General features: G+C 68.5%; 22 protein-coding genes and 1 pseudogene. 18 read left to right on the top strand and 5 right to left on the bottom strand.

Annotation, left to right across the window (positions count from 1 at the left end; all coding sequences use genetic code 11):
• Positions 1–86 precede the first annotated feature (86 nt).
• From K2L43_RS02720 to K2L43_RS02700, 5 genes are all read left to right on the top strand, one after another.
• The gene (locus K2L43_RS02720) at positions 87–764 is read left to right on the top strand and encodes an HAD family phosphatase (RefSeq protein WP_220638456.1); all 678 of its coding nucleotides are present in this window, start codon (positions 87–89) and stop codon (positions 762–764) included.
• A 350-nt stretch (positions 765–1,114) separates the two neighbouring features.
• Positions 1,115–1,801, top strand: a complete 687-nt coding sequence (locus K2L43_RS02715; protein WP_220638455.1) for a glutathione S-transferase family protein — start codon at positions 1,115–1,117, stop codon at positions 1,799–1,801.
• Positions 1,802–2,086: 285 nt separating this feature from the next.
• Entirely contained in the window at positions 2,087–2,854 is a 768-nt protein-coding gene (locus tag K2L43_RS02710) for a metallophosphoesterase (RefSeq protein ID WP_220638454.1), read from the top strand.
• A 119-nt stretch (positions 2,855–2,973) separates the two neighbouring features.
• A complete protein-coding gene (locus K2L43_RS02705; RefSeq protein WP_220638453.1) occupies positions 2,974–3,147 on the top strand; it encodes a hypothetical protein in 174 nt (57 codons plus the stop codon).
• A 13-nt stretch (positions 3,148–3,160) separates the two neighbouring features.
• On the top strand, positions 3,161–4,438 hold the full coding sequence (locus tag K2L43_RS02700; RefSeq protein ID WP_012655550.1) for a multifunctional CCA addition/repair protein: 1,278 nt from the start codon (positions 3,161–3,163) through the stop codon (positions 4,436–4,438).
• Positions 4,439–4,569: 131 nt separating this feature from the next.
• Here K2L43_RS02700 and trxC read toward each other — a convergent pair whose 3' ends face one another.
• A complete protein-coding gene (gene trxC, locus K2L43_RS02695) occupies positions 4,570–5,007 on the bottom strand; it encodes a thioredoxin TrxC (RefSeq protein ID WP_011803963.1) in 438 nt (145 codons plus the stop codon).
• 129 nt (positions 5,008–5,136) lie between these two features.
• Here trxC and otsB point away from each other — a divergent pair, with 129 nt between their 5' ends.
• Genes otsB through otsA form a run of 3 tightly spaced genes read left to right on the top strand, consistent with a single transcriptional unit; the run spans position 5,137 to position 9,120 of the window.
• The gene (gene otsB / locus K2L43_RS02690; RefSeq protein ID WP_220638452.1) at positions 5,137–5,868 is read left to right on the top strand and encodes a trehalose-phosphatase; all 732 of its coding nucleotides are present in this window, start codon (positions 5,137–5,139) and stop codon (positions 5,866–5,868) included.
• Positions 5,865–7,685: a glycoside hydrolase family 15 protein gene (locus tag K2L43_RS02685; RefSeq protein ID WP_103738529.1), complete on the top strand. Its 1,821-nt coding sequence runs from the start codon at positions 5,865–5,867 to the stop codon at positions 7,683–7,685. The genes otsB and K2L43_RS02685 overlap by 4 nt, the downstream gene beginning before the upstream one ends.
• A 16-nt stretch (positions 7,686–7,701) precedes the next feature.
• Positions 7,702–9,120, top strand: a complete 1,419-nt coding sequence (gene otsA / locus K2L43_RS02680) for an alpha,alpha-trehalose-phosphate synthase (UDP-forming) (RefSeq protein WP_220638451.1) — start codon at positions 7,702–7,704, stop codon at positions 9,118–9,120.
• A 76-nt stretch (positions 9,121–9,196) separates the two neighbouring features.
• Here otsA and K2L43_RS02675 read toward each other — a convergent pair whose 3' ends face one another.
• The 4 genes and pseudogenes from K2L43_RS02675 to K2L43_RS02660 all read right to left on the bottom strand — a co-directional run bounded on the left by K2L43_RS02675 (position 9,197) and on the right by K2L43_RS02660 (position 12,252).
• A complete protein-coding gene (locus K2L43_RS02675) occupies positions 9,197–10,207 on the bottom strand; it encodes an ROK family protein (protein WP_220638450.1) in 1,011 nt (336 codons plus the stop codon).
• Between the two features lie 96 nt (positions 10,208–10,303).
• The gene (locus K2L43_RS02670) at positions 10,304–10,498 is read right to left on the bottom strand and encodes a DUF2905 domain-containing protein (RefSeq protein WP_011803958.1); all 195 of its coding nucleotides are present in this window, start codon (positions 10,496–10,498) and stop codon (positions 10,304–10,306) included.
• Positions 10,499–10,794: 296 nt separating this feature from the next.
• Positions 10,795–11,215, bottom strand: a pseudogene (locus K2L43_RS02665) (ABC transporter permease); the annotation flags it as partial.
• A gap of 32 nt (positions 11,216–11,247) precedes the next feature.
• The gene (locus K2L43_RS02660) at positions 11,248–12,252 is read right to left on the bottom strand and encodes a class I SAM-dependent methyltransferase (RefSeq protein ID WP_370633107.1); all 1,005 of its coding nucleotides are present in this window, start codon (positions 12,250–12,252) and stop codon (positions 11,248–11,250) included.
• Positions 12,253–12,367: 115 nt separating this feature from the next.
• Between K2L43_RS02660 and K2L43_RS02655 the strand changes: the two genes are divergently transcribed.
• The 10 genes from K2L43_RS02655 (at position 12,368) to K2L43_RS02610 (ending at position 19,735) form a co-directional block, all read left to right on the top strand.
• Complete coding sequence (locus tag K2L43_RS02655; protein WP_220638449.1) at positions 12,368–13,153, top strand: SDR family oxidoreductase; 786 nt, start codon at positions 12,368–12,370, stop codon at positions 13,151–13,153.
• Positions 13,154–13,170: 17 nt separating this feature from the next.
• Entirely contained in the window at positions 13,171–13,542 is a 372-nt protein-coding gene (locus K2L43_RS02650) for a dihydroneopterin aldolase (protein ID WP_011803955.1), read from the top strand.
• A 4-nt stretch (positions 13,543–13,546) separates the two neighbouring features.
• A complete protein-coding gene (gene ttcA, locus K2L43_RS02645) occupies positions 13,547–14,500 on the top strand; it encodes a tRNA 2-thiocytidine(32) synthetase TtcA (RefSeq protein ID WP_011803954.1) in 954 nt (317 codons plus the stop codon).
• Positions 14,501–14,565: 65 nt separating this feature from the next.
• A complete protein-coding gene (locus K2L43_RS02640) occupies positions 14,566–15,180 on the top strand; it encodes a DUF4136 domain-containing protein (protein WP_103738807.1) in 615 nt (204 codons plus the stop codon).
• A gap of 27 nt (positions 15,181–15,207) precedes the next feature.
• The gene (locus K2L43_RS02635; RefSeq protein WP_220638448.1) at positions 15,208–15,672 is read left to right on the top strand and encodes a DUF2501 domain-containing protein; all 465 of its coding nucleotides are present in this window, start codon (positions 15,208–15,210) and stop codon (positions 15,670–15,672) included.
• Positions 15,673–15,694: 22 nt separating this feature from the next.
• A complete protein-coding gene (locus tag K2L43_RS02630; protein WP_011803951.1) occupies positions 15,695–16,339 on the top strand; it encodes a histidine phosphatase family protein in 645 nt (214 codons plus the stop codon).
• Positions 16,323–17,504, top strand: coding sequence for a DSD1 family PLP-dependent enzyme (locus tag K2L43_RS02625; protein WP_220638447.1), 1,182 nt, complete (start codon positions 16,323–16,325; stop codon positions 17,502–17,504). Before K2L43_RS02630 ends, K2L43_RS02625 begins: the two co-directional genes overlap by 17 nt.
• A 396-nt stretch (positions 17,505–17,900) precedes the next feature.
• Entirely contained in the window at positions 17,901–18,368 is a 468-nt protein-coding gene (locus tag K2L43_RS02620) for a MarR family winged helix-turn-helix transcriptional regulator (protein ID WP_220638446.1), read from the top strand.
• A 61-nt stretch (positions 18,369–18,429) separates the two neighbouring features.
• Positions 18,430–18,846, top strand: a complete 417-nt coding sequence (locus K2L43_RS02615; protein WP_196994470.1) for an organic hydroperoxide resistance protein — start codon at positions 18,430–18,432, stop codon at positions 18,844–18,846.
• Positions 18,847–18,976: 130 nt separating this feature from the next.
• The gene (locus K2L43_RS02610; RefSeq protein ID WP_220638445.1) at positions 18,977–19,735 is read left to right on the top strand and encodes a metallophosphoesterase; all 759 of its coding nucleotides are present in this window, start codon (positions 18,977–18,979) and stop codon (positions 19,733–19,735) included.
• Positions 19,736–19,762: the final 27 nt, after the last annotated feature.

Raw genomic sequence — 19,762 nt, 5'->3', positions numbered from 1 at the left:
ACACCACCCTACCTCTTGGCGTGGCGGATGTCCGAAACCGCACGCATCCGCCCCACGGATCACCTGCGCAGACACGGCAAACCAACATGACTGCACTGGCCCTATTCGACCTGGATCACACCTTGCTGGATGGCGACAGCGATGACCTGTGGTGTCGCTTCCTCGTGCGCCACGGTCTCGTAAATGCCGACATCCAGCAACGCAACGCGCAAATGCTGGCTGACTATGGTTCGGGCAAGGTCAGCGTCGAAGCGTACAGCGGCTTTTATGCCCGTCTGCTGGCCAATCGCACTCCATCCGAATGGGCGCACTGGCAAGACCGGTTTCTGGCCGAAGAAATCATGCCCCGCTTGCCGCCAACGGCACGCGCCCTGGTGGACTCACACCGCCGTGCCGGCCATACCCCGGTGCTCACCACCGCCAGCAACCGTGTCATTGCCGAGCGAACCGCCGCCGAACTGGGGTTTGCGCAGTTTCTGTCTACCGAATTGGCGCTAGCTAACGATGTGTTCACCGGGGAAGTTCGCGGCACACCCAACATGCGCGACGGCAAGCTGGCACGCATACAGGCATGGCTGCAAGAACAAGACCTTCCCGAAAACGCGCTGGACTCAGCCTGGTTTTACAGCGATTCGATCAACGACTTGCCGCTGCTCAGCGCGGTGGGCCACCCGGTCGCGGTGAATCCGGACAAGCAGTTGCTGCAACATGCCTTGACCAAAGGCTGGCCCGTGCTGGACATTCTGGGGCAAAGTTCACCCTGACTTCAAAAAATCCGCGGCGCTCGGCCAATAGAACCAACGGCGTCAGCACCTGCTGCAAGCGCTGATTCACGGGCAGATGCCGATGACCTGCGGGCAGCGCGCGGTAAGCTGGCACCAGCAGGGGCGCCGGCTTCGCGCATGGCTGTCTGGGCGACCTCGAGCCCGATGCGCACGACCTGCCGCTTGGCGCCGTCCTGAACAACAACGCGGTGGTGGGGCCAGTGTGAGGGTGACATCCCCTGTGCGGCCGCGCGGCGGGGGGCACTTACGCGTCATCTGCGGACCCGGCCTGCTGTGCGGCCGTCGGACAGGTAGCCCCACAGCCATTTCACCGGGAAAGGAATTCCGTCATGCTCCAGCTCTACATCGGCAACAAGAACTACTCCTCCTGGTCCATGCGCCCCTGGGTGCTGCTGCGCCAGGCCGGCATCGCGTTCGAGGAAGTGCCCGTGCGCTTTGACAGCTTCGATGCCAATTCGCAGTTCAAGCGGCAGCTCAAGGCCGTCACCCCCGTGGCCAAGGTGCCCGTGCTGGTGGATGGGGACATCACCGTCTGGGACAGCCTGGCCATCGCCGAATACCTGGCCGAGCAGTACCCCGACAAGCATCTGTGGCCCCAGGACAAGGCCGCGCGCGCCCGCGCCCGCAGCGTGGTGGCCGAGATGCACAGCGGCTTCGGCGCGCTGCGCAGCCACTGCGGCATGAACATCGAGGCCCGCCTGCCCGAAGTGGGCGAGATCGTGTGGCGCGACCAGCCCGCCGTGCGCGCCGACGTGCAGCGCCTGGTGGACATGTGGAGCGAGCTGCTGGACCAGTACGGCGGCCCCATGCTGTTCGGCCAGTTCAGCATTGCCGACGCGTTCTATGCGCCGGTGTGCATGCGTCTGGCCACCTTTGCCCTGCCCGTGCCTGAACGCATCACCGCCTATGTGCAGCGCGTGCAGCAGTTGCCGGGCGTGAAGGCCTGGATCGACGGCGCACTGGCCGAGCAGGACTTCGTGCCGTTCGACGAGCCCTACCGCGCACGGCGCGGCTAGGGCCTGTTCACACTATTTTTGCCAGTGCGAATGGCGTGAAAACCGCGCCAATCTAGGCGCGTGACGACGCCAAGGCCGGGGCCTTGGCTAGGAGGGCAACGACGAATGGCGCGGTTTTCACTCCGTTCCCTCCGGGTTGCGATCAAAAAGGGCCATTCGCGGCGTTGCCAAGCCTCGCTGGGGTAGCACCCCAGCTTCGTTTGGCGCCTTGCGCCTGGCCCTTTTTGATCGCAACGCATCTGGCAAAAATAGTGTGAACAGGCCCTAGCCCGCCGGCGCAGTGCCATGAAACTGCACATCCTGTCCGACCTGCACCTGGGCGTGCAGGGCATGGAGCACCCGCGCACCGACGCGGATGTGGTGATCCTCGCGGGCGACATTGCCCGCCCCGCGGCCGCCGTGGCCTGGGCCCAGGGCTTCGCCAAGCCGGTGCTGTACGTGCCGGGCAACCACGAGTTCTACGGCTCCAGCCTGCAGGACACCGCGCAAGAGCTGCGCCGTCTGTGCGAGGGCGGCCCCGTGCACCTGCTGGACAACCGCAGCCTGGTGCTGCAGGGCGTGCGCTTCATCGGCAGCACGCTGTGGAGCGACTTCCGCGTGGCCGGCGATGGCGCCGCCCGCACCGAGGCCATGGCCCAGGCCCAGCAGTTCATGCGCGACTTCAGCCGCATACGCGCGGGTGGTGAAGACGGCGGGGCGCTCTTCACGCCGCAGCATGCGGCCGAACTGTTCGACGCCAACGCCCGCTGGCTGGCGCGCGAACTCGCCCAGCCCTTTGCCGGCCCCACCGTGGTCATCACCCACCACGCGCCTTCGCCATGCAGCATCCACCCGCGCTTTGCGGGCTCGCCCATCAACGCCGCCTTCGTGTCCGACGCACAGGCCCTGGTCGAGGGCAGCGGCGCGCGGCTATGGGTGCATGGGCACACGCACGACAGCTTCGACTACCGGCTGCACGGCACACGCGTGCTGTGCAACCCGCGCGGCTATGCCAAGGATGGGCAGGTGGAGAACGCGCGGTTCAACCCCCACCTGGTTGTAGAGGTGGCGTAATCACCAGTCAGGCCAACGCGCCGAAAGGCTTGCACCACGGCCGACGACACCATCCACCTGCGTGCCCGCGTCCCGCTGGCCGAGGGCACCATGGCTTTTCACCTGGACAAGCCTGCGGGTTGCCCCTGCAAACCTGCCGTGGTCGCACGCTGCGCGCGGCGGACGACGCCGGCATCGACGAGGATGATCTGCGCAGCGAAGAATGCTTCGGCTACTACCACCTGCGCCCTGCCTCGTCCAGCGGTGCGGCAGTCCTGGCGATGACGTGCGGACAGCGACCGATTCCAGGTTGAATACACTGCCCCCATGCAGATTTACATGGTGGGCGGCGCCGTGCGCGACCGGCTGTTGGGCCGCCCCGTCAATGACCACGACTGGGTCGTCGTCGGCGCCACGCCCGACGACATGGTGGCACGCGGCTACCTGCCCGTGGGGCGCGACTTCCCCGTCTTCCTCCACCCCGAGACGCGCGAGGAATACGCGCTGGCGCGCACCGAGCGCAAGAGCGGGCGCGGCTACCGCGGCTTCGTGGTGCAGACGTCGCCCGACGTGACACTGGAAGAAGACCTGTCACGGCGCGACCTTACTATCAATGCAATAGCTGCCAGCGCTGACTGGACGGGCGCTGAAGACCTGTTCGACCCTTATGGCGGCGCGCGCGACCTGCAAGCGCGGGTACTGCGCCATGTGACCGACTCCTTCCGCGAGGACCCGGTGCGCATCCTGCGCGTGGCGCGCTTTGCGGCGCGTTTCACCGACTTCACCGTGGCGCCCGAGACGATGCAGCTCATGCGCGAGATGGTGCACGACGGCGAGGCCGACCACCTGGTGCCCGAGCGCGTGTGGCAGGAGCTGGCGCGCGGGCTCATGGAGCCGCAGCCCTCGCGCATGTTCGACGTGCTGCGCGACTGCGGCGCGCTGGCCGTGGTGCTGCCCGAGGTCGAGCGCCTGTGGGGCGTACCCCAGCGCCCCGAGTACCACCCCGAGGTGGACACCGGCGTGCACCTGATGATGGTGCTGGACATGGCAGCCCATTTGCAGGCCCCGCTCACCGTGCGCTTCGCCTGCCTCACGCACGACTTGGGAAAAGGCACCACGCCGCACGACGTGCTGCCGCGCCATATCGGCCATGAGCAGCGCAGCGCGCGGCTGCTCAAGGCCGTGTGCGAACGCTTGCGCGTGCCGGTGGAATGCCGCGAACTGGCCGACGTGGTGGCGCGCGAGCACGGCAACATCCACCGCAGCGGCGACCTGGGCGCGGCCGCGCTGGTGCGCCTGCTGGAGCGCTGCGACGCCATCCGCAAACCCGCGCGGCTGGACGAAATCCTGCTGGCCTGTGAATGCGATGCGCGCGGACGCCTGGGTTTTGCCGATCGGCCCTACCCGCAGCGCGCGCGCATCAACGCCGCGCTCGCGGCCGTGCAGTCGGTCACCACCAGCAGCGTGGCTGCGCACGCTGCGCAACTGGGCCTGAGCGGCCCCAAGGTGGGCGAGATGATTCACGCCGCCCGCGTACAGGCCGTGGCCGACTGGCTTCATGCCACCGCGCAGCCTGCCCCAGAGCCTCGGGGCAACGCTGGCTGAGCACCTGTGATGCCTCGCCCCGGTGAGGATTGACTGCGGATACGCAGCAACAGCCATCCGTATGGCGAATCGTCAGCACCGCGGCCCCACAACAGGCGCGAGCGCCACGCGAGGGTTGGTTCCGCAGCGCCTTACACCGACTGCACCCAGCGCGCGATATCGGCCGCACCCAGCGCACCAGAGATGCGCGCTGCCTCCTGTCCGCCGCGAAACAGGATCATCGTCGGGATGCTGCGGATGCCGTAGCGCGCCGCGATCGCGGGGTGCGCCTCGGTATCCAGCTTGGCCAGCCGCATGCGCGGCTCCAACTCGCGCGCAGCCTGCGCGAAGGCTGGCGCCATCTGGCGGCAGGGGCCGCACCACGGCGCCCAGAAGTCCACCACCACCGGCAGGTGGCTGCGCGCTACGTGCCGGTCGAAGCTGGCCGCATCCAGCGCCAGCGGTTCGCCCGTGAACAGCGGCCGGTGGCAGCTGCCGCAGTCGGGCGCACTGCCCAGTTGCGCAGCCTGCACGCGGTTGGTGGTGTGGCAGTGGGGGCAGACGACATGCAGTGCTTCGGGGGAACTCATGGGCAGGGCCTCGCGTGGATTGGCGATACCTGGCAAATTGCGGGCGAGGGGTCAGGTTTTCAATGCCTACGGCCCTGCGGGTAACCGGCCTACAGTGGCCGCGCACGTGCAGGGTTAAGGTTGCGGGCGATGCCCACGCCGCCTCTGCCGACTTCCCGCCACGCCCTGTTCCTCGACTTCGACGGCACGCTGGCCGACATTGCCGCACAGCCGCATGCCGTGCAGCTGCCGCCCGGTGTGGTGGACTGCCTGCAAGCACTGCATGTGCGGCTGGAGGGGGCGCTGGCCATCGTCACCGGCCGCACCATGGCCGATATCGACCATTTTTTGGACCCGCTGCGCCTGCCCGTGGCCTGCGAGCATGGCGCGCAGTACCGCCTCGGCAACGGGCGCAGCGGCGGCCTGCCGGCGCTGCCACTGCAGCCGCTGCTGGCCGCGCTGCGCCCGCTGATGGCGCAGCACCCCGAGTTGCTGCTGGAGGCCAAGAGCGCCGGCCTGGCGCTGCACTACCGACAGGCGCCGCAATTGCAGGCGCTGTGCCTGCAGGCGATCACACAGGCGCTGCGCGAGGTGCCGGGGGCCGAGTTGCTGCACGGCAAGTTCGTGTACGAGATCAAGCCCGTGGGGCCGGACAAGGGTCGCGCGATCACGGACTTCATGCGCCTGGCTCCCTTCGCCGGGCGCGCGCCGCTGTTCGTGGGTGACGACGTGACGGACGAAGCCGGCTTTGCCGCCGCACAGTCGCTGGGGGGGCTGGGCATCAAGGTGGGCGAAGGCGCCACGCGCGCCCACGCGCGGCTGGCCACGCCCGCCGCCGTGCGCCAATGGCTGCAGCAGGCCGTGGGCGAGGAGATCACATGACGAGCAAAGCACCTCACGTGGGCGCCACCGCCATGGCCGCACCGTCACTGGCGCTGGGAATGATCGGCAATTGCACCATCAGCGCGCTGGTGGATGCGCGCGCCTGCATTGTCTGGAGCTGCATGCCACGCTTTGACGGCGACCCGGTGTTCAATGCGCTGGTCCAGCCCGGCCCCGATGGCAGCCGCTTCGCCATCGAGCTGGAGGACTTCGCCCGCAGCGAGCAGTGGTACGAGCCCAATACCGCCGTGCTGCGCACGCACCTGACCGACGCGCATGGCAATTGCCTGGAGGTGACCGACTTCTGCCCGCGCTTCTTCGCACGTTCTCGCGCCTTTCGCCCCGTGATGCTGGTGCGCCGCGTGCGACCGGTGCGCGGGGCCCCGCGCATCCGCGTGCTGGTACAGCCGCGCTACGACTGGGGCATGGCCCTGCCCGCCCTCACGCGCGGCAGCAACCACATCCGCTACGTGGGGGGCGACTTCACGCTGCGGCTGAACACCGACGCGCCTGTGGCCTACGTGCTCTCGGGGGAACCCTTTGTAGCGGGGCGCGAATACAACTTCCTGCTCGGTGCAGACGAAACGCTCTCCGGCGGCATTGGCGACACCGCACGCCACTATGAGCAAGAGACCGTGTCGTACTGGAAGCACTGGACCCAGCGCCTGCATCTGCCGCTGCAGTGGCAGGAGGCCGTGATCCGCTCGGCCATCACGCTGAAGATGTCGCTGTTCGAGGACACGGGCGCCATCGTCGCGGCGATGACCACGAGCATCCCCGAATCCGCGCACAGCGGCCGCAACTGGGATTACCGCTACTGCTGGCTGCGCGACGCGTTCTTCGTGGTGCGCGCGCTCAACAGCCTGTCGGAAGTGGGCACCATGGAGGACTACCTGCGCTGGCTCGGCAACATCGTGGCCAAAACTGGCAGCGGCCACATTCAGCCGCTGTACGGCATCGGGCTGGAGCACGAGCTGCCCGAATCCGTCCTGCCCCACTTGGCCGGCTACCGCGGCATGGGCCCGGTGCGCGTGGGCAACCAGGCGGCAGAGCACTTCCAGCACGACGTGTACGGCAACATCGTGCTGGGCGCGGCGCAGTCCTTCCACGACCGGCGGCTGCTGCACCCCGCCGGAGCCGCAGAGTTCGAGCGCCTGGAGCGCGTGGGCGAGCTGGCCGTGCAGGTGTACGGCAAGCCCGACGCGGGCATGTGGGAGCTGCGCACGCGCGCGCGCATCCACACCTCATCAGCCCTCATGAGCTGGGCGGCCTGCGACCGGCTGGCCAAGATCGCACGCGCCCTGCAACTGCCCGAGCGCGCCCATTACTGGCAGCAACATGCGCAGCGCATGCATGGCGAAATCCTGGAGCGCTCGTGGCACGCCCAGCGCCAGGTGTTTGCCGAGAGCTTTGGCGGCAGCGAGCTGGACGCCAGCGTGCTGCTGATGGCCGAGGTGGGCCTGATCCACCCCACCGATCCGCGCTTCGTGAGCACGCTGGACGCCATGGAGCACACGCTGTGCGACGGCCCCTTCATGCGCCGCTACGAAGCGGCGGACGACTTCGGCAAGCCCGAGACCGCGTTCAACATCTGCACCTTCTGGCGCATCGACGCGCTGGCGCGCACCGGCCGGCGCGAGCAGGCGCAGGAGATCTTCGAGGCCATGCTGGCCGTGCGCAACCCGCTGGGGCTGCTGTCCGAAGACACCCACGCCGCCACGGGCGAGATGTGGGGCAACTTCCCTCAAACCTATTCCATGGTGGGCATCATCAATGCCGCCATGCGGCTGTCCGCCCCCTGGGACAGCGTGATCTGACCTGGAGCCTTCCTGCATGAGCCGACTCGTCGTCATCTCCAACCGCCTGGCCGACCCGCGCAAGAGCGCTGCCGGCGGCCTGGCCGTGGCCCTGGGCGACGCGCTGGCACGCACGGGCGGCCTGTGGTTCGGTTGGAGCGGCACCGTCACCCGGGACGGCACGCCCGGCGAAGGTGCGTTGCAAACACACCAAGCCGGCAACGTGACCCTGGCCACCGTGGACCTGTGCAAGGCGGACCACGCGGCCTATTACCAGGGCTACGCCAACAGCGTGCTGTGGCCGGTGCTGCACTACCGGCTGGACCTGGCCGACTTCAGCGCCAATTACAGCGAGGGCTACCGCCGCGTGAACCAGATGTTCGCGCGCAAGCTGCTGCCGCTGCTGCGCGAGGACGACGTGATCTGGGTGCACGACTACCACCTGATCCCGCTGGCGGCGGAGCTGCGTGCGCTGGGTTGCCGCCAGCGCATCGGATTTTTCCTGCATGTGCCCGTTCCGCCGCCGCTCATCCTCGCAGCGCTGCCGCAACACGAGTGGCTGATGCGTTCGTTCTTTGCCTACGACCTGGTGGGCCTGCAAAGCGAGGCCGACGTCGTCCACTTCACACGCTACATGGTCAACGAAGCCCATGCGCAAGAGCTGGACGGGCAGCGCCTGCGCGCCTTCAACGCCACCGTGCGCGTGGCGGCCTTCCCCATCGGCATCGATGTGCAGGAGTTCCAGCGCCTGGGCCGCGCACCCGATGCCGTGCAGACCTGCGAAGCCCTGCGCGCGGAGTATTCACGCCGCCAACTGTTGCTGGGCATCGACCGGCTGGACTACTCCAAGGGCATCCCGCACCGCGTGCGCGCCTTCCGCCAGCTGCTGGAACGCTACCCCGAGAACGAGCACAGCGCCACACTGGTGATGATCGCCTCGCCCTCGCGCGACGACGTGCACGCCTATGCCGACCTGCGCCAGGAGCTGGAGGGCCTGTGCGGCGCCATCAACGGCGACTATGGCGATCTGGACTGGATGCCGCTGCGCTACATCCACCGCACCGTCGCCCGCAAGCGCGTGCCCGGCCTGTGCCGCGCGGCACGCGTGGGGCTGGTCACGCCGCTGCGCGACGGCATGAACCTGGTGGCCAAGGAATACGTGGTGGCGCAAGAGCCCGAGGACCCGGGCGTGCTGGTGCTGTCGCGCTTTGCCGGCGCGGCCGAGCAACTCAAGGAGGCCTTGCTGGTCAACCCCTACGACACCCAGGGCATGGCCGACGCGATCCAGACCGCGCTGCGCATGCCGCTGTCCGAGCGCCAGTGGCGCCATGAACGGCTCATGGAACGCATCCAGCGCCAGGACGTGCACTGGTGGCGCAACAGCTTCCTGCAGGCGCTGCGCGACGAGGCTGCGCCGCCGGCCACCGCGCCGGCTGGGGCCGTGGCAGCCACTTGAGGGTTGTTTGGGTGCACGCGTCCTGCGCGCAGCGGCCCCGCCACGCCCCAGCCGGTCAAGGCTGCAGCTGTGGAGTTCAGCCCGGCTGCTGCAGCAGAGCCAACGCCGCGTAGTCGCCCACCTGGGCGCCCAGCCCCGCAGGCACCAGCTCTACCCCGGCGGTGAGCGCGGGGAAGTAGCGCGCCAGCTGCGCACGCAGCAGCGGCAGCAGCAGCGCCTGGTGGTGCAGGAACACGGCACCGCCCAGGCTGATGCGCCGCAGGTCCAACGTGGCCACCAGGTTGTACAGCAGCCGTCCCATCAGCACGCACAGCGCCTGCACTTCGGCCAGCGCGGCAGCGTCACCCGCGTCCGCCGCCGCCATCAGCGCGGGCGCCTCCCAGCCCAGTCGGCGCGGCAGCGCACTGCCCGCAACCAGCGACTCCACATCGCCCTGGTTACCGCAGCCGCACAGCGCCACGTCGCTGCCCGCGTCGGGGTCGCCCACGTAGCTGTGGCCGGCATGGCCCGCGTTGCCGTTCTTGCCGCGCAGCACGCAGCCGTCCACGCACAGGCCGACGCCGATGCCGGTGCTCCAGGTCACGTAGGCGCAATCGTCCTCCCCCCGCAGCGCTCCCCACAGCCGCTCGGCCTGCAGCGCGGCGACGGCATCGTTGGCAACATGCACGCGGTCTGCGCGCAGCGCCTGCGCCAAGGGCGCCTGCAGCGGCACCCGGGTCCAGTCGTTGCCCAGGCCGCGCGGCGCACCGGCGAGCCCTCCGCAGATGTTGGGGTTGACCACTTCGACCATGCCCGCATGTCGCACGAATGGCCCGCAGGACGCCACGCCCACACCCGCCAGATCCGAACGCGTGATGCCCTGCCGCGTGCAGGCGGCATCCAGCAGCCGAAGCACCTGCTGGGCCAGCGCATCCGGCGCACCGGTCTTGGCGGTGGGCTCCGCCACGCGCGTGAGCAACACCGGCGGCCCGCTGCCGTTGGCAGGGTCCGCCAGGCACACGGCCACTTTGGTGCCGCCAATGTCCACGCCGGCATGCAGGCCCGGCGACTGGGAGGTAGGAGGTTGCTGCGGCATGGGGCCCATCATGGCGCAACCGCGGCCGCCTCGGCTGTAGGGCAAAAGCGTTTATCTCAATTGATAGCTGCTCGCGCTTGTCCAGCAAGGGTTAGCGCCATAAAAGGCTCACAACCATTTGACCGCTAGGCTGAGCAGGAAGCTCAGCAGCACGGTGCTGGCCAGCGGAATGAACCAGTCGCGCCCGAAGAGGCGGAACTGAAAATCCCCCGGCAGCCGGCCCAGCCCCAGGCGGCGCAGCCAGGGGGTGAGCCCGTTGATGAGCACCAGGGCGAGGAAGACGACGAGAAGCCAGCGCAGCATGGGCCGAGTGTAGGCGCCTGCAGCCCGCGTGGCGTGCCGCTAGGGCCTGTGATGGAAGGAGTCGCGAAGCTCATGACAGCCTGCCCATCAAGGCGCGTGACGCAGTGCGTGCGCCCGCACGCACAAGGAACGCAACACCGAGGGGGCTGTCATGAGCTTCCCTTCGGGTTGCCTCGCAAAGGGGCCGTCTGCGGCGTTGCCCGCGCTGGCAAGGCACGAGCCTTGCGGCGCGCAAGCGCCTGGCATCCACCTTCTTTGCGAGGCAATGCGATCCCCTTCCATAGTGTTCACAGGCCCTAGCGCTGCACGCCCCAGCGCCGCACCGTCAGGCGCTCCAGCGTGTGAAATCCCAGGTTCTCCACCGCCAGGCCGATGGCGATCACTATGGCGAGGCCCGCGAAGACCTTGTCTGTGTAGAGCTCATTGCGGTTCTGGAAGATGTACCAGCCCAGGCCGCCCTGCCCCGAAGACGCGCCGAACACCAGTTCCGCCGCGATCAGCGTGCGCCAGGCGAAGGCCCCAGCCGATCTTCAACCCCGACAGGATGGACGGCAGCGCCGCGGGCACCAGCAGTTGCAGCACGTAGCGCAGCCCCTTCAGGCCGTAGTTGCGCCCCGCCATGCGCAGCGTTTCGGGCACGCCTTGAAAGCCCGCGTACGTGTTGAGCGCCAGCGGCCACAGCACGGAATGCACCAGCACGAACACCAGGCTGCCCTCGGATCGTGAGGACCAAACCATCTATAGAAACCTCAGAGCCGGTGGCTCCGGTCACCCTGCGCAAAGCCCATGGGCCGCCATGGCGCGGCGGCCCCCACGGCCAGCACCTTGAACAGCTCGCCCATCTCGTGCTCCATCATCAACTTGGCCGCTTGGGCGCGCTGGGTCTGCGTCAACTGCTCCAGTTCGGATAGCAGACCGCAGTTGATGAGAAAGTGCGCCTGCGTCGTGTAGCCCAGCACCTGCAACCCCGCGTCCTGCGCGGCCAGGGCCATCGCGGTGAAGTTGACGTGCGCGGTGATGTCCTTGAGGCCTACGTCCGCCAGCGGGTCGGAATCCACCTGGTGCCCGCGGTGGCACACCAGCGTGCCCATGTGCCGCTGGGGGTGGTAGTACTCGTCCTCGCCAAAGCCGTAATCGATCAGGAAGGCCGCGCCGCGCACGAGGTGCTGGGCCAGCGTGCGCATGAAGGCCTCGCCCTGGGGGTGGATCTCGGTGAGGTAGTCGTGCGGGCCGTCGATCTCCACCGGCGGGCGCAGCGGGGTGGGACGGTCTTCCCACACGAAGCCACCCTCCGTGCCATTCAGGGCCACGCCGCGCTCGTGCCACAGGCCCGCGCGGCGCTGCAGCAGTTGCACGGGCATGGCGTCCAGCACCTCGTTGCCCACCACCACGCCCTGCATCTGATCGGGCAGGCGGTCAACCCAGTGCACGCGGTCGCCCCAGGCCGCCAGCGTGGCCTGCTGGCGTGCGCGCAGGCTGCCCGACAGGTCCACGATGGTGTAGCGCCGCACACGGTCGCCCAACGCGCCCAGCAACTGCGCGGCCAGCGCGCCGCTGCCGGCGCCAAACTCCCAGACCTCGTCCGTGGCGGTGGCGTCCAGTGCCTCGCGCACCTGGCGGGCCAGCACGCGGCCGAAGACGGGGGACAGCTCGGGCGCGGTCACGAAGTCGCTGCCGCTGGCGGGCATGGCGCCGAACTTCGGCAGGTCGCCCGCGTAATAGCCCAGGCCCGGCGTGTACAACGCCAGCGCCATGAACCGGTCGAAGCCGATCCAGCCTCCCGCCTCGGCAATGGCCTTGGCGACATGGGTCTGCAGGGTGCTCGGTAAAATTGTGGGTTTGCTCGTCACGCGCCCGATTGTCCCCCCAATGACCTCTCCTGCCCGCCCCCGCACCGTGCTGGTGACAGGCGCCGCCCGGCGCCTGGGCCGCAGCATTGCGCTGGCGCTGGCGGCCGGGGGCTGGCAGGTGGCCGTGCATTACCGGTCTTCGCAACAGGACGCTCTTGAAACCGTAGCTGCTTGCGCAGAACTGGCGGGTGCTAGCGCGCATTTTGATGCTGATTTTGCCGATGAAGCGGCCGTGCGCGCCCTGTTGCCGCGCGTGGTGGCGCACTTCGGTGCGGTGGATGCGGTGGTCAACAGCGCCTCGCTGTTCGAACACGACACGGCCGCCAGCTTCAGCTACGCGCTGCTGGAGCAGCACCTGCGCAGCAACACCGGCGCACCGGTGCTGCTGGCGCAGGCGCTGCATGCCCATCTGGAGCAGCGCGCCGCCGAGGGCGAAGCCGACGTGCAAGGCGCGGTGGTGAACCTGCTGGACCAGAAGCTGTGGAACCAGAACCCGGACTTCCTGAGCTACACCCTCTCCAAGGCCGCGCTGGAAGCCGCCGGCACCATGCTAGCCATGGCGCTCGCGCCGCGCGTGCGCGTGGTGGGCGTGGCGCCGGGGCTCACCCTCACCAGCCATCTGCTGACGGGCGAGCGCTTTGAGCGCATGCACGCACTGAGCCCGCTGGGCCGCTCGTCCACGCCGGAAGACGTGGCCGCCGCCGTGCGTTTCGCGCTGGACAATCGCTCGCTCACCGGCACCACGCTGCTGGTGGACGGCGGCCAGCACCTGATGCGCTTCGAGCGCGACTTCTCCCTGATGTGAACCCCGCACGCCCCGCCATGCACACCGCCGCCGGCACCCAGATCCTCACGCTCACCGGTTTGCGCTTCGACGCGAACCTGGGCATCCTCGCGCACGAAAAAAACGCGCCCCAGCCCATCCAGGTGGACGCCGAGCTGAACCTGGGCACCCAGCCCCTGGCGCCGCGCGACGACGACATCCAGCACGTGCTGGACTACCGCAAGGTGCGCCAGATCATCATCGACGAGTGCACGGCCGAGCATGTGAACCTGCTGGAGAGCCTGATCGGCAAGCTGGCCAACCGGCTGATGCAGCTGCCTGGCGTGCTGGGCGTGCGCGTGAAGATCGCCAAACTGGAAATTTTTGATGACTGCGAAGTCGCCATTCGCGTCGAGACAGGACAGTGGTAAACCCATGAACACCGCCAACAACACCCTTCCCACCGCCGCCGACTGGGCCGGCGAAGATGCCGCGCCAGATGCGGCCGACACACGCAAGATCGAGCGCGAGTCCCACAAGCTGGAAAAGCGCCTGTGCCGCGAGGTGGGCCGTGCCATCACCGACTTCAACATGATCGAGGAAGGCGACAAGATCATGGTGTGCATGTCCGGCGGCAAGGACAGCTACACGCTGCTGGACATCCTGCGCAAGCTGCAAAAGCGCGCGCCGGTGAAGTTCGACATCGTGGCCGTGAACCTGGACCAGAAGCAGCCCGGGTTCCCCGAGCATGTGCTGCCGGACTATTTCAAGAGCATCGGCGTGCAGTACCACATCGAGAACCAGGACACCTACAGCGTCGTCAAGCGCGTGGTGCCCGAGGGCAAGACCACCTGCAGCCTGTGCTCGCGCCTGCGCCGCGCCATCCTCTACAAGGTGGCGGACGACCTGGGCTGCACCAAGCTGGCGCTGGGCCACCACCGCGACGACATCGTCGCCACGCTGATGCTCAACATGTTCTACGGCGGCCGCATGAAGGGCATGCCGCCGAAGCTGGTCAGCGACGACGGCAAGCATGTGGTGATTCGCCCGCTGTGCTACGTGCCCGAGAAAGACACGGCGCGCTGGGCGCAGTACCAGCAGTTCCCCATCATTCCCTGCAACCTGTGCGGCAGCCAGGACGGCCTTCAGCGCGTGGCCGTCAACGAAATGCTGCGCGAATGGGACAAGAAATTCCCGGGCCGCATCGAGAGCATGCTGCGCGCCATGGGCCACGTGGTGACCACGCACCTGATGGACCCCCACCTGCACGACTTCAAGAACGCCAAGGCCACCGGCATTGCCGACCCGAATGGCGACATGGCGTTCGATCACGAGGAATTTCCGGTCGCACCCGCGCTGCCTGGCCTGCAGGTGGTGCAACTGGGCTGAACGCAGCGCCGCGCAACGCCGTACCATCACAGGCGCGGGGCCTGATGCCCCGGGGAGATACCGCCATGGCCTTCCTGCGCCACATTCCTGCCCTCGCGCTGAGCGCCGCGGCCGCACTGCTGGCCGGCTGCGCCGGTCCGCGCCTGGTGGAGAGCGACGTCAGCAGCTTCTCCACCCTCAGCGCTCTGCCCAGCCCACCCACCTACCGCTTCGAGCGGCTGCCCTCGCAGCAGGCGCAGGCCGCAGCGTTTGCACCCATCGAGGCCCTGGCCGAACAGGCGCTTGCGCGCGTGGGCCTGCGCCGCGACGACACCCAGCCACGGCTGGTTGCACAGATCGGTGCCGAGGGCGGCTACGCCACACCGCGCTACTGGCCCTATGCGCCCGATCCGTTCTACGGCCGCTTCGGCTGGGGCCTGGGCTACGGCGGTGGCTGGGGTTTTGGCGGCATGGGCTGGATGATGGACGGCCCGCCCACCCTCTACCACCGCAAGGTCAGTCTGATGCTGCGCGACGCCGCTTCGCAGCAGGTGGTGTACGAAACCTCGGCCGTGTACGAGGACGTGTGGACGGATGATCCCGCCATCTACGGCGTGCTGTTCGACCAGGCGCTCACCGGCTTCCCGCGCCCCCCAGCGGGGCAGCGCAAGGTCCGCACAGAAATCACGCCACAACGCTGACTCCCCCGCGACCTGAAAGGACCCGCCATGCGAAGCTCCATCCGACACCTTGTTCTGTGCGCCTGCCTGGGCACCGCGAGCCTGGTCGCCCAGGCATCCGGCCTGGGCGACACCCTGCGCGGCGCGACCAGCGGGGGTGCCAGCCCCTCCACGCTCGGCGGAATGTTGGGTGGGGGCACTGCGCCGTCGGCCCTGTCCGCCATGGGTTTGAGTGGATCGGCCACCCCCAGCAACGCTGCCGGCGTGATCACCTACTGCATGAAGAACAACTATCTGAATGCCGACAAGGCCGCACTGGTCAAACAGCAGCTGCTGGGCAAGATGGGCCTGGGCGCGGCCCAGCCCGAGCCCCGCGACGAGGGCTACCTGAGCGGCCTGTCGGGCATGGTCAGCGGTTCCAACGGCAAGCAGTTCAACCTGAACCGCCTCAAGGGCGACCTGAAGGAAAAGGCCTGCGACTTCGTGCTCGACAACGCCAGTTCCCTGCTCTGACCCCACGCCTGCGCTCTTTTCCATGCACGCCACCCGCATCATCGCCATCCGCCACGGCGAAACCGCCTGGAATGTGGACACCCGCATCCAGGGCCATCTGGACATACCGCTCAACGACACCGGCCTGTGGCAGGCCCGGCAGGTGGGGCAGGCGCTGGCCGACGAAGCGGTGGCCGCCATCTACAGCAGCGACCTGCAGCGCGCCTACGCCACGGCCGAAGCCGTGGCACGCACCACGGGCGCGCCCCTCACGCCCGTGCCCGGCCTGCGCGAGCGCAGCTTTGGCAGCTTCCAGGGGCGCACCTTCCAGCAGATCGAGACCGAGTCCCCCGAGCAGGCCCTGCGCTGGCGCAAGCGCGATCCCCACTTCGTGCCCGACGGCGGCGGCGAGTCGCTGGACATGCTGCGCGAGCGCATTGCTGTCACGGTGGACGGCATTGCCGCGCGCCACGCCGGAGAGCAGATCGTGCTGGTGGCCCATGGCGGGGTGATGGACGTGCTCTACCGCCTGGCCACGCGGCTGGACCTGCAGGCCCCACGCACCTGGCAGCTGACCAACGCCGCCATCAACCGGCTGCTGTGGACCGAGGGCAACGGGCTCACCCTGGTGGGCTGGGCCGACACGCAACACCTGGAGAACGCGAGCCGCGATGAGATCCACTCCTGAGCATCCGCCCGAACACCTGCGCGCCACCGTCGGGCTGCGCGTGGACCTGATCGACACGCCAGCACTCGTCGTCGACCTGGATGCCATGGAGCGCAACATCCAGCGCATGGCCGAATTCGCGCACAAGCACCAGGTGCGCTGGCGACCCCACGCCAAGATGCACAAGAGCGCCGAGATCGCCCTGCAGCTGGAAAAGGCCGGGGCGCGCGGCCACTGCGTGCAGAAGGTGTCCGAGGCCGAGGCGCTCGCCGCCGGCGGCGTGGCCGACCTGTACATCAGCAACGAGGTACTGGGGGGAGCCAAACTATTGCGCGCAGCACGCCTGGCCGCGCAATTGGCCGCCCGCGGCGGGCGGCTGGGCATCGCGGTGGACAGCGAAGAAGGCATCACCCGCCTGTCCGAAGCCATGCGCGTGGCGGGCAGCGACGCCGGCATCGACGTGTTCGTGGAGATCGACGTCGGCCAGGGCCGCTGCGGCGTGCCGCCCGGCCCGGCGGCGCTCGCCCTGGCCCAGGCCGTAGCGGCCCAGCCGCGCCTGCATTTCGCAGGCCTGCAGGCTTACCACGGCAGCGCACAGCACCTGCGCAGTGCAGCCGAACGGCGCGTGGCGATCGTCCACGCGGTGCAGGCCGCCGCCGACACCCGCACGCTGATCGAGGCCGCGGGCCTGCCCGTGCCGCTGGTCACGGGCTCCGGCACGGGCACGCTGGTGCACGAGGCCGCCAGCGGGGTGTATGGAGAACTGCAGGCCGGCTCGTTCCTCTTCATGGACGCGGACTACGCCGCCAATGAACGCGAAGGCGCCCAGCCCGCCTTCGAGCATGCGCTGTTCGTGAAGACGCAGGTGATCTCTGCACGACCCACGCATGTGGTGTGCGACGCAGGGCACAAGAGCCACGCCATCGACTCCGGCATGCCGCTGGTCTGGGGCCTGCCGCCGGAACGCGCCCTGCGCTACGCCAACGGCGGCGACGAACACGGCGTCCTGCACGCAGCTGGCCCCAAGGCGCGCCTGCCGGCCCTGGGCCGCATGCTGTGGCTGGTACCCGGCCACTGTGACCCCACGGTGAACCTGCACGACTACCTGATTGGCGTGCGCGGCGGCCTGGCGCACGGCGTGGTGGAGCGCATCATTCGCGTGGATGCACGCGGCGCGGTGACGTAAGCGCCAAGCTTGAGCACTGCCGAGTGCTCGTCCATGGCGGCTGCGGCGAGTACGTGATCGATGCGGGCACGTAAAGTCTGCACGCTGTCACCTCCATAGCCAAAACCAAGAGCGCTACCGCATCCATGGCAGTGCGGCGACCCACCAAGCCGCACCGCCGGATCGCACGCGCGACCGACGTTCCAAGGCGCCTCGGCAGGCGGTAAAAAGGGAGAAATAGGCCTTCGGGCCAATCTGGATCCGCGCAAAAAGCTCCTAAAAGATGAGCGCTTGTGCATCAATTTCCTAACTGCCATCTCGCCCTTTCTGCTGGCACAACGCGCATTCTCCCTACCGCACTGGATGGAACCAGCAATTAAATTGCGATCAATTTAATTGCTGGCAATAATAGAGCCCATGCCCTCCCGCAACACCGCCACGCCACCCAACCCGCCCGAACTGCTGCTGGACAACCAACTGTGCTTCGCGCTGTATTCCGCGTCGTTGGCCATGACCAAGCTCTACAAGCCGCTGCTCGACACCCTGGGCCTGACCTATCCGCAGTACCTGGTGATGTTGGCGCTGTGGGAGCGTGACGGGCTCACCGTCTCCGAGCTGGGCGAGCGCCTGTTCCTCGACTCGGGCACGCTCACACCGCTGCTCAAGCGCCTGGAATCCGCAGGTTTGCTGGCGAGGCTGCGCGACGTGCAGGACGAGCGCCGCGTGCGCATCACGCTCACCGGCCAGGGGCGTGCGCTGCGTGATGGCGCCCAGCCCATCCCGCACTGCGTGCTGGCCCGCACGCAGTGCACACCCACCGACAGTGGCGCCCTGACCGCGCAGCTCCATGCGCTGCGCGACCGGCTCGTGCAGCCGCAGGCCTGACACCGTTTTCCCTCATGCCCCCGTTGGCGGGGCCTTTGTTCCACTCTGAAAGGATGCACCCATGACCACGCTCGACAAGGTTCTCTACACCGCCCGCGCCCACACCACCGGCGGGCGCGACGGCGCATCGCGCAGCGATGACGGACGGCTGCAGGTCCAGCTGTCCTCGCCCGGCGGCAGCGGCACGGGCACCAACCCCGAGCAGCTTTTCGCCGCCGGCTACTCGGCCTGCTTCATCGGCGCCATCAAGGCCGTCGCCGCGAAGCAAAAGCTGACCCTGCCCCAGGACTTGGCCATCGACGCCGAGGTGGACCTGGGCACGATCCCCAATGCCTACGGCATCGCCGCACGCCTGAAGGTGCACCTGCCCGGCATGGACCGCGACCAGGCGCAGCAGTTGGTCAACGACGCGCACCAGGTCTGCCCCTACTCCAACGCCACACGCGGCAACATCGACGTGACGCTGACCCTGGCCTGAGGCACCGTAGCGGGCGGCGCAGTTCTCCGCGTTTTCCCTAGTCTGGCGGGATACCCATTGCAAGCGAGCGCTCAGCTTCCGGGTTCATCATGCGCGGTCTGTCCCCCGCTTCGCCTGCATTGCCCGCGCCATGAAAATCGCCCTGCTGTCCGACATCCACGCCAACCTGCCCGCCTTCGACGCTTGCCTGGAGCATGCGCGAGCGCACGGTGCACAGCAGTTCGCGCTGCTGGGCGACCTGGTGGGCTATGGCGCGGACCCCGGCCCGGTGCTCGACCGGGCCATGCAGCTGGCCGCCGCGGGCGCACTGTGCGTGCGCGGCAACCATGACGCAGCCGCCCTCGCCCCGCCCGCCGTCGCCCAAAACCTGGGCGACCAGAGCGCACAGTGGACCCATCCGCACTTGGACGAGCGCCAGCGTGCCTTCCTGGCCGGCCTGCCGCTGACCGAGCGCCTGGGGCCCGACGCGCTGCTAGTGCACGCCAGCGCCGACGGCCCCGAACGCTGGCACTACATCACCGACAGCAACGCCGCCGAGCGCTGCATGACCGCCGCCACGCGCATCGACCCGTCCATCCGCTACGTCTTCTGCGGCCACGTGCATGAGCAGGCGCTGTACTTCCTCACGCCCACGGCCAAGTTGATGCGCTTTTCGCCCCAGCCGGGCGTGCCCGTGCCCGTGCCGCCGCACCGCCAGTGGCTGGCCATCGCCGGCTCGTGCGGCCAGCCGCGCGATGGCGACACGCGCGCCATGTATGCCCTGTTCGACCCGGACGCCGCCACCATCACCTTCCAGCGCGTGGCCTACAACCATGCCGCCGCCGCGGCCGCCGTGCGCGCCAGCGGTCTTCCCACGTTCTTTGCCGACCGGCTGGAGCGCGGGCGCTGAGCCCGCCTTTTCCACCCTTCAGGACCA

Origin of the sequence: Diaphorobacter sp. MNS-0, assembly GCF_019602835.1 — a bacterium.
Taxonomy (GTDB): Bacteria; Pseudomonadota; Gammaproteobacteria; order Burkholderiales; family Burkholderiaceae_C; genus Diaphorobacter; species Diaphorobacter nitroreducens.
This window is presented reverse-complemented; position numbering and strand designations above follow the sequence as displayed.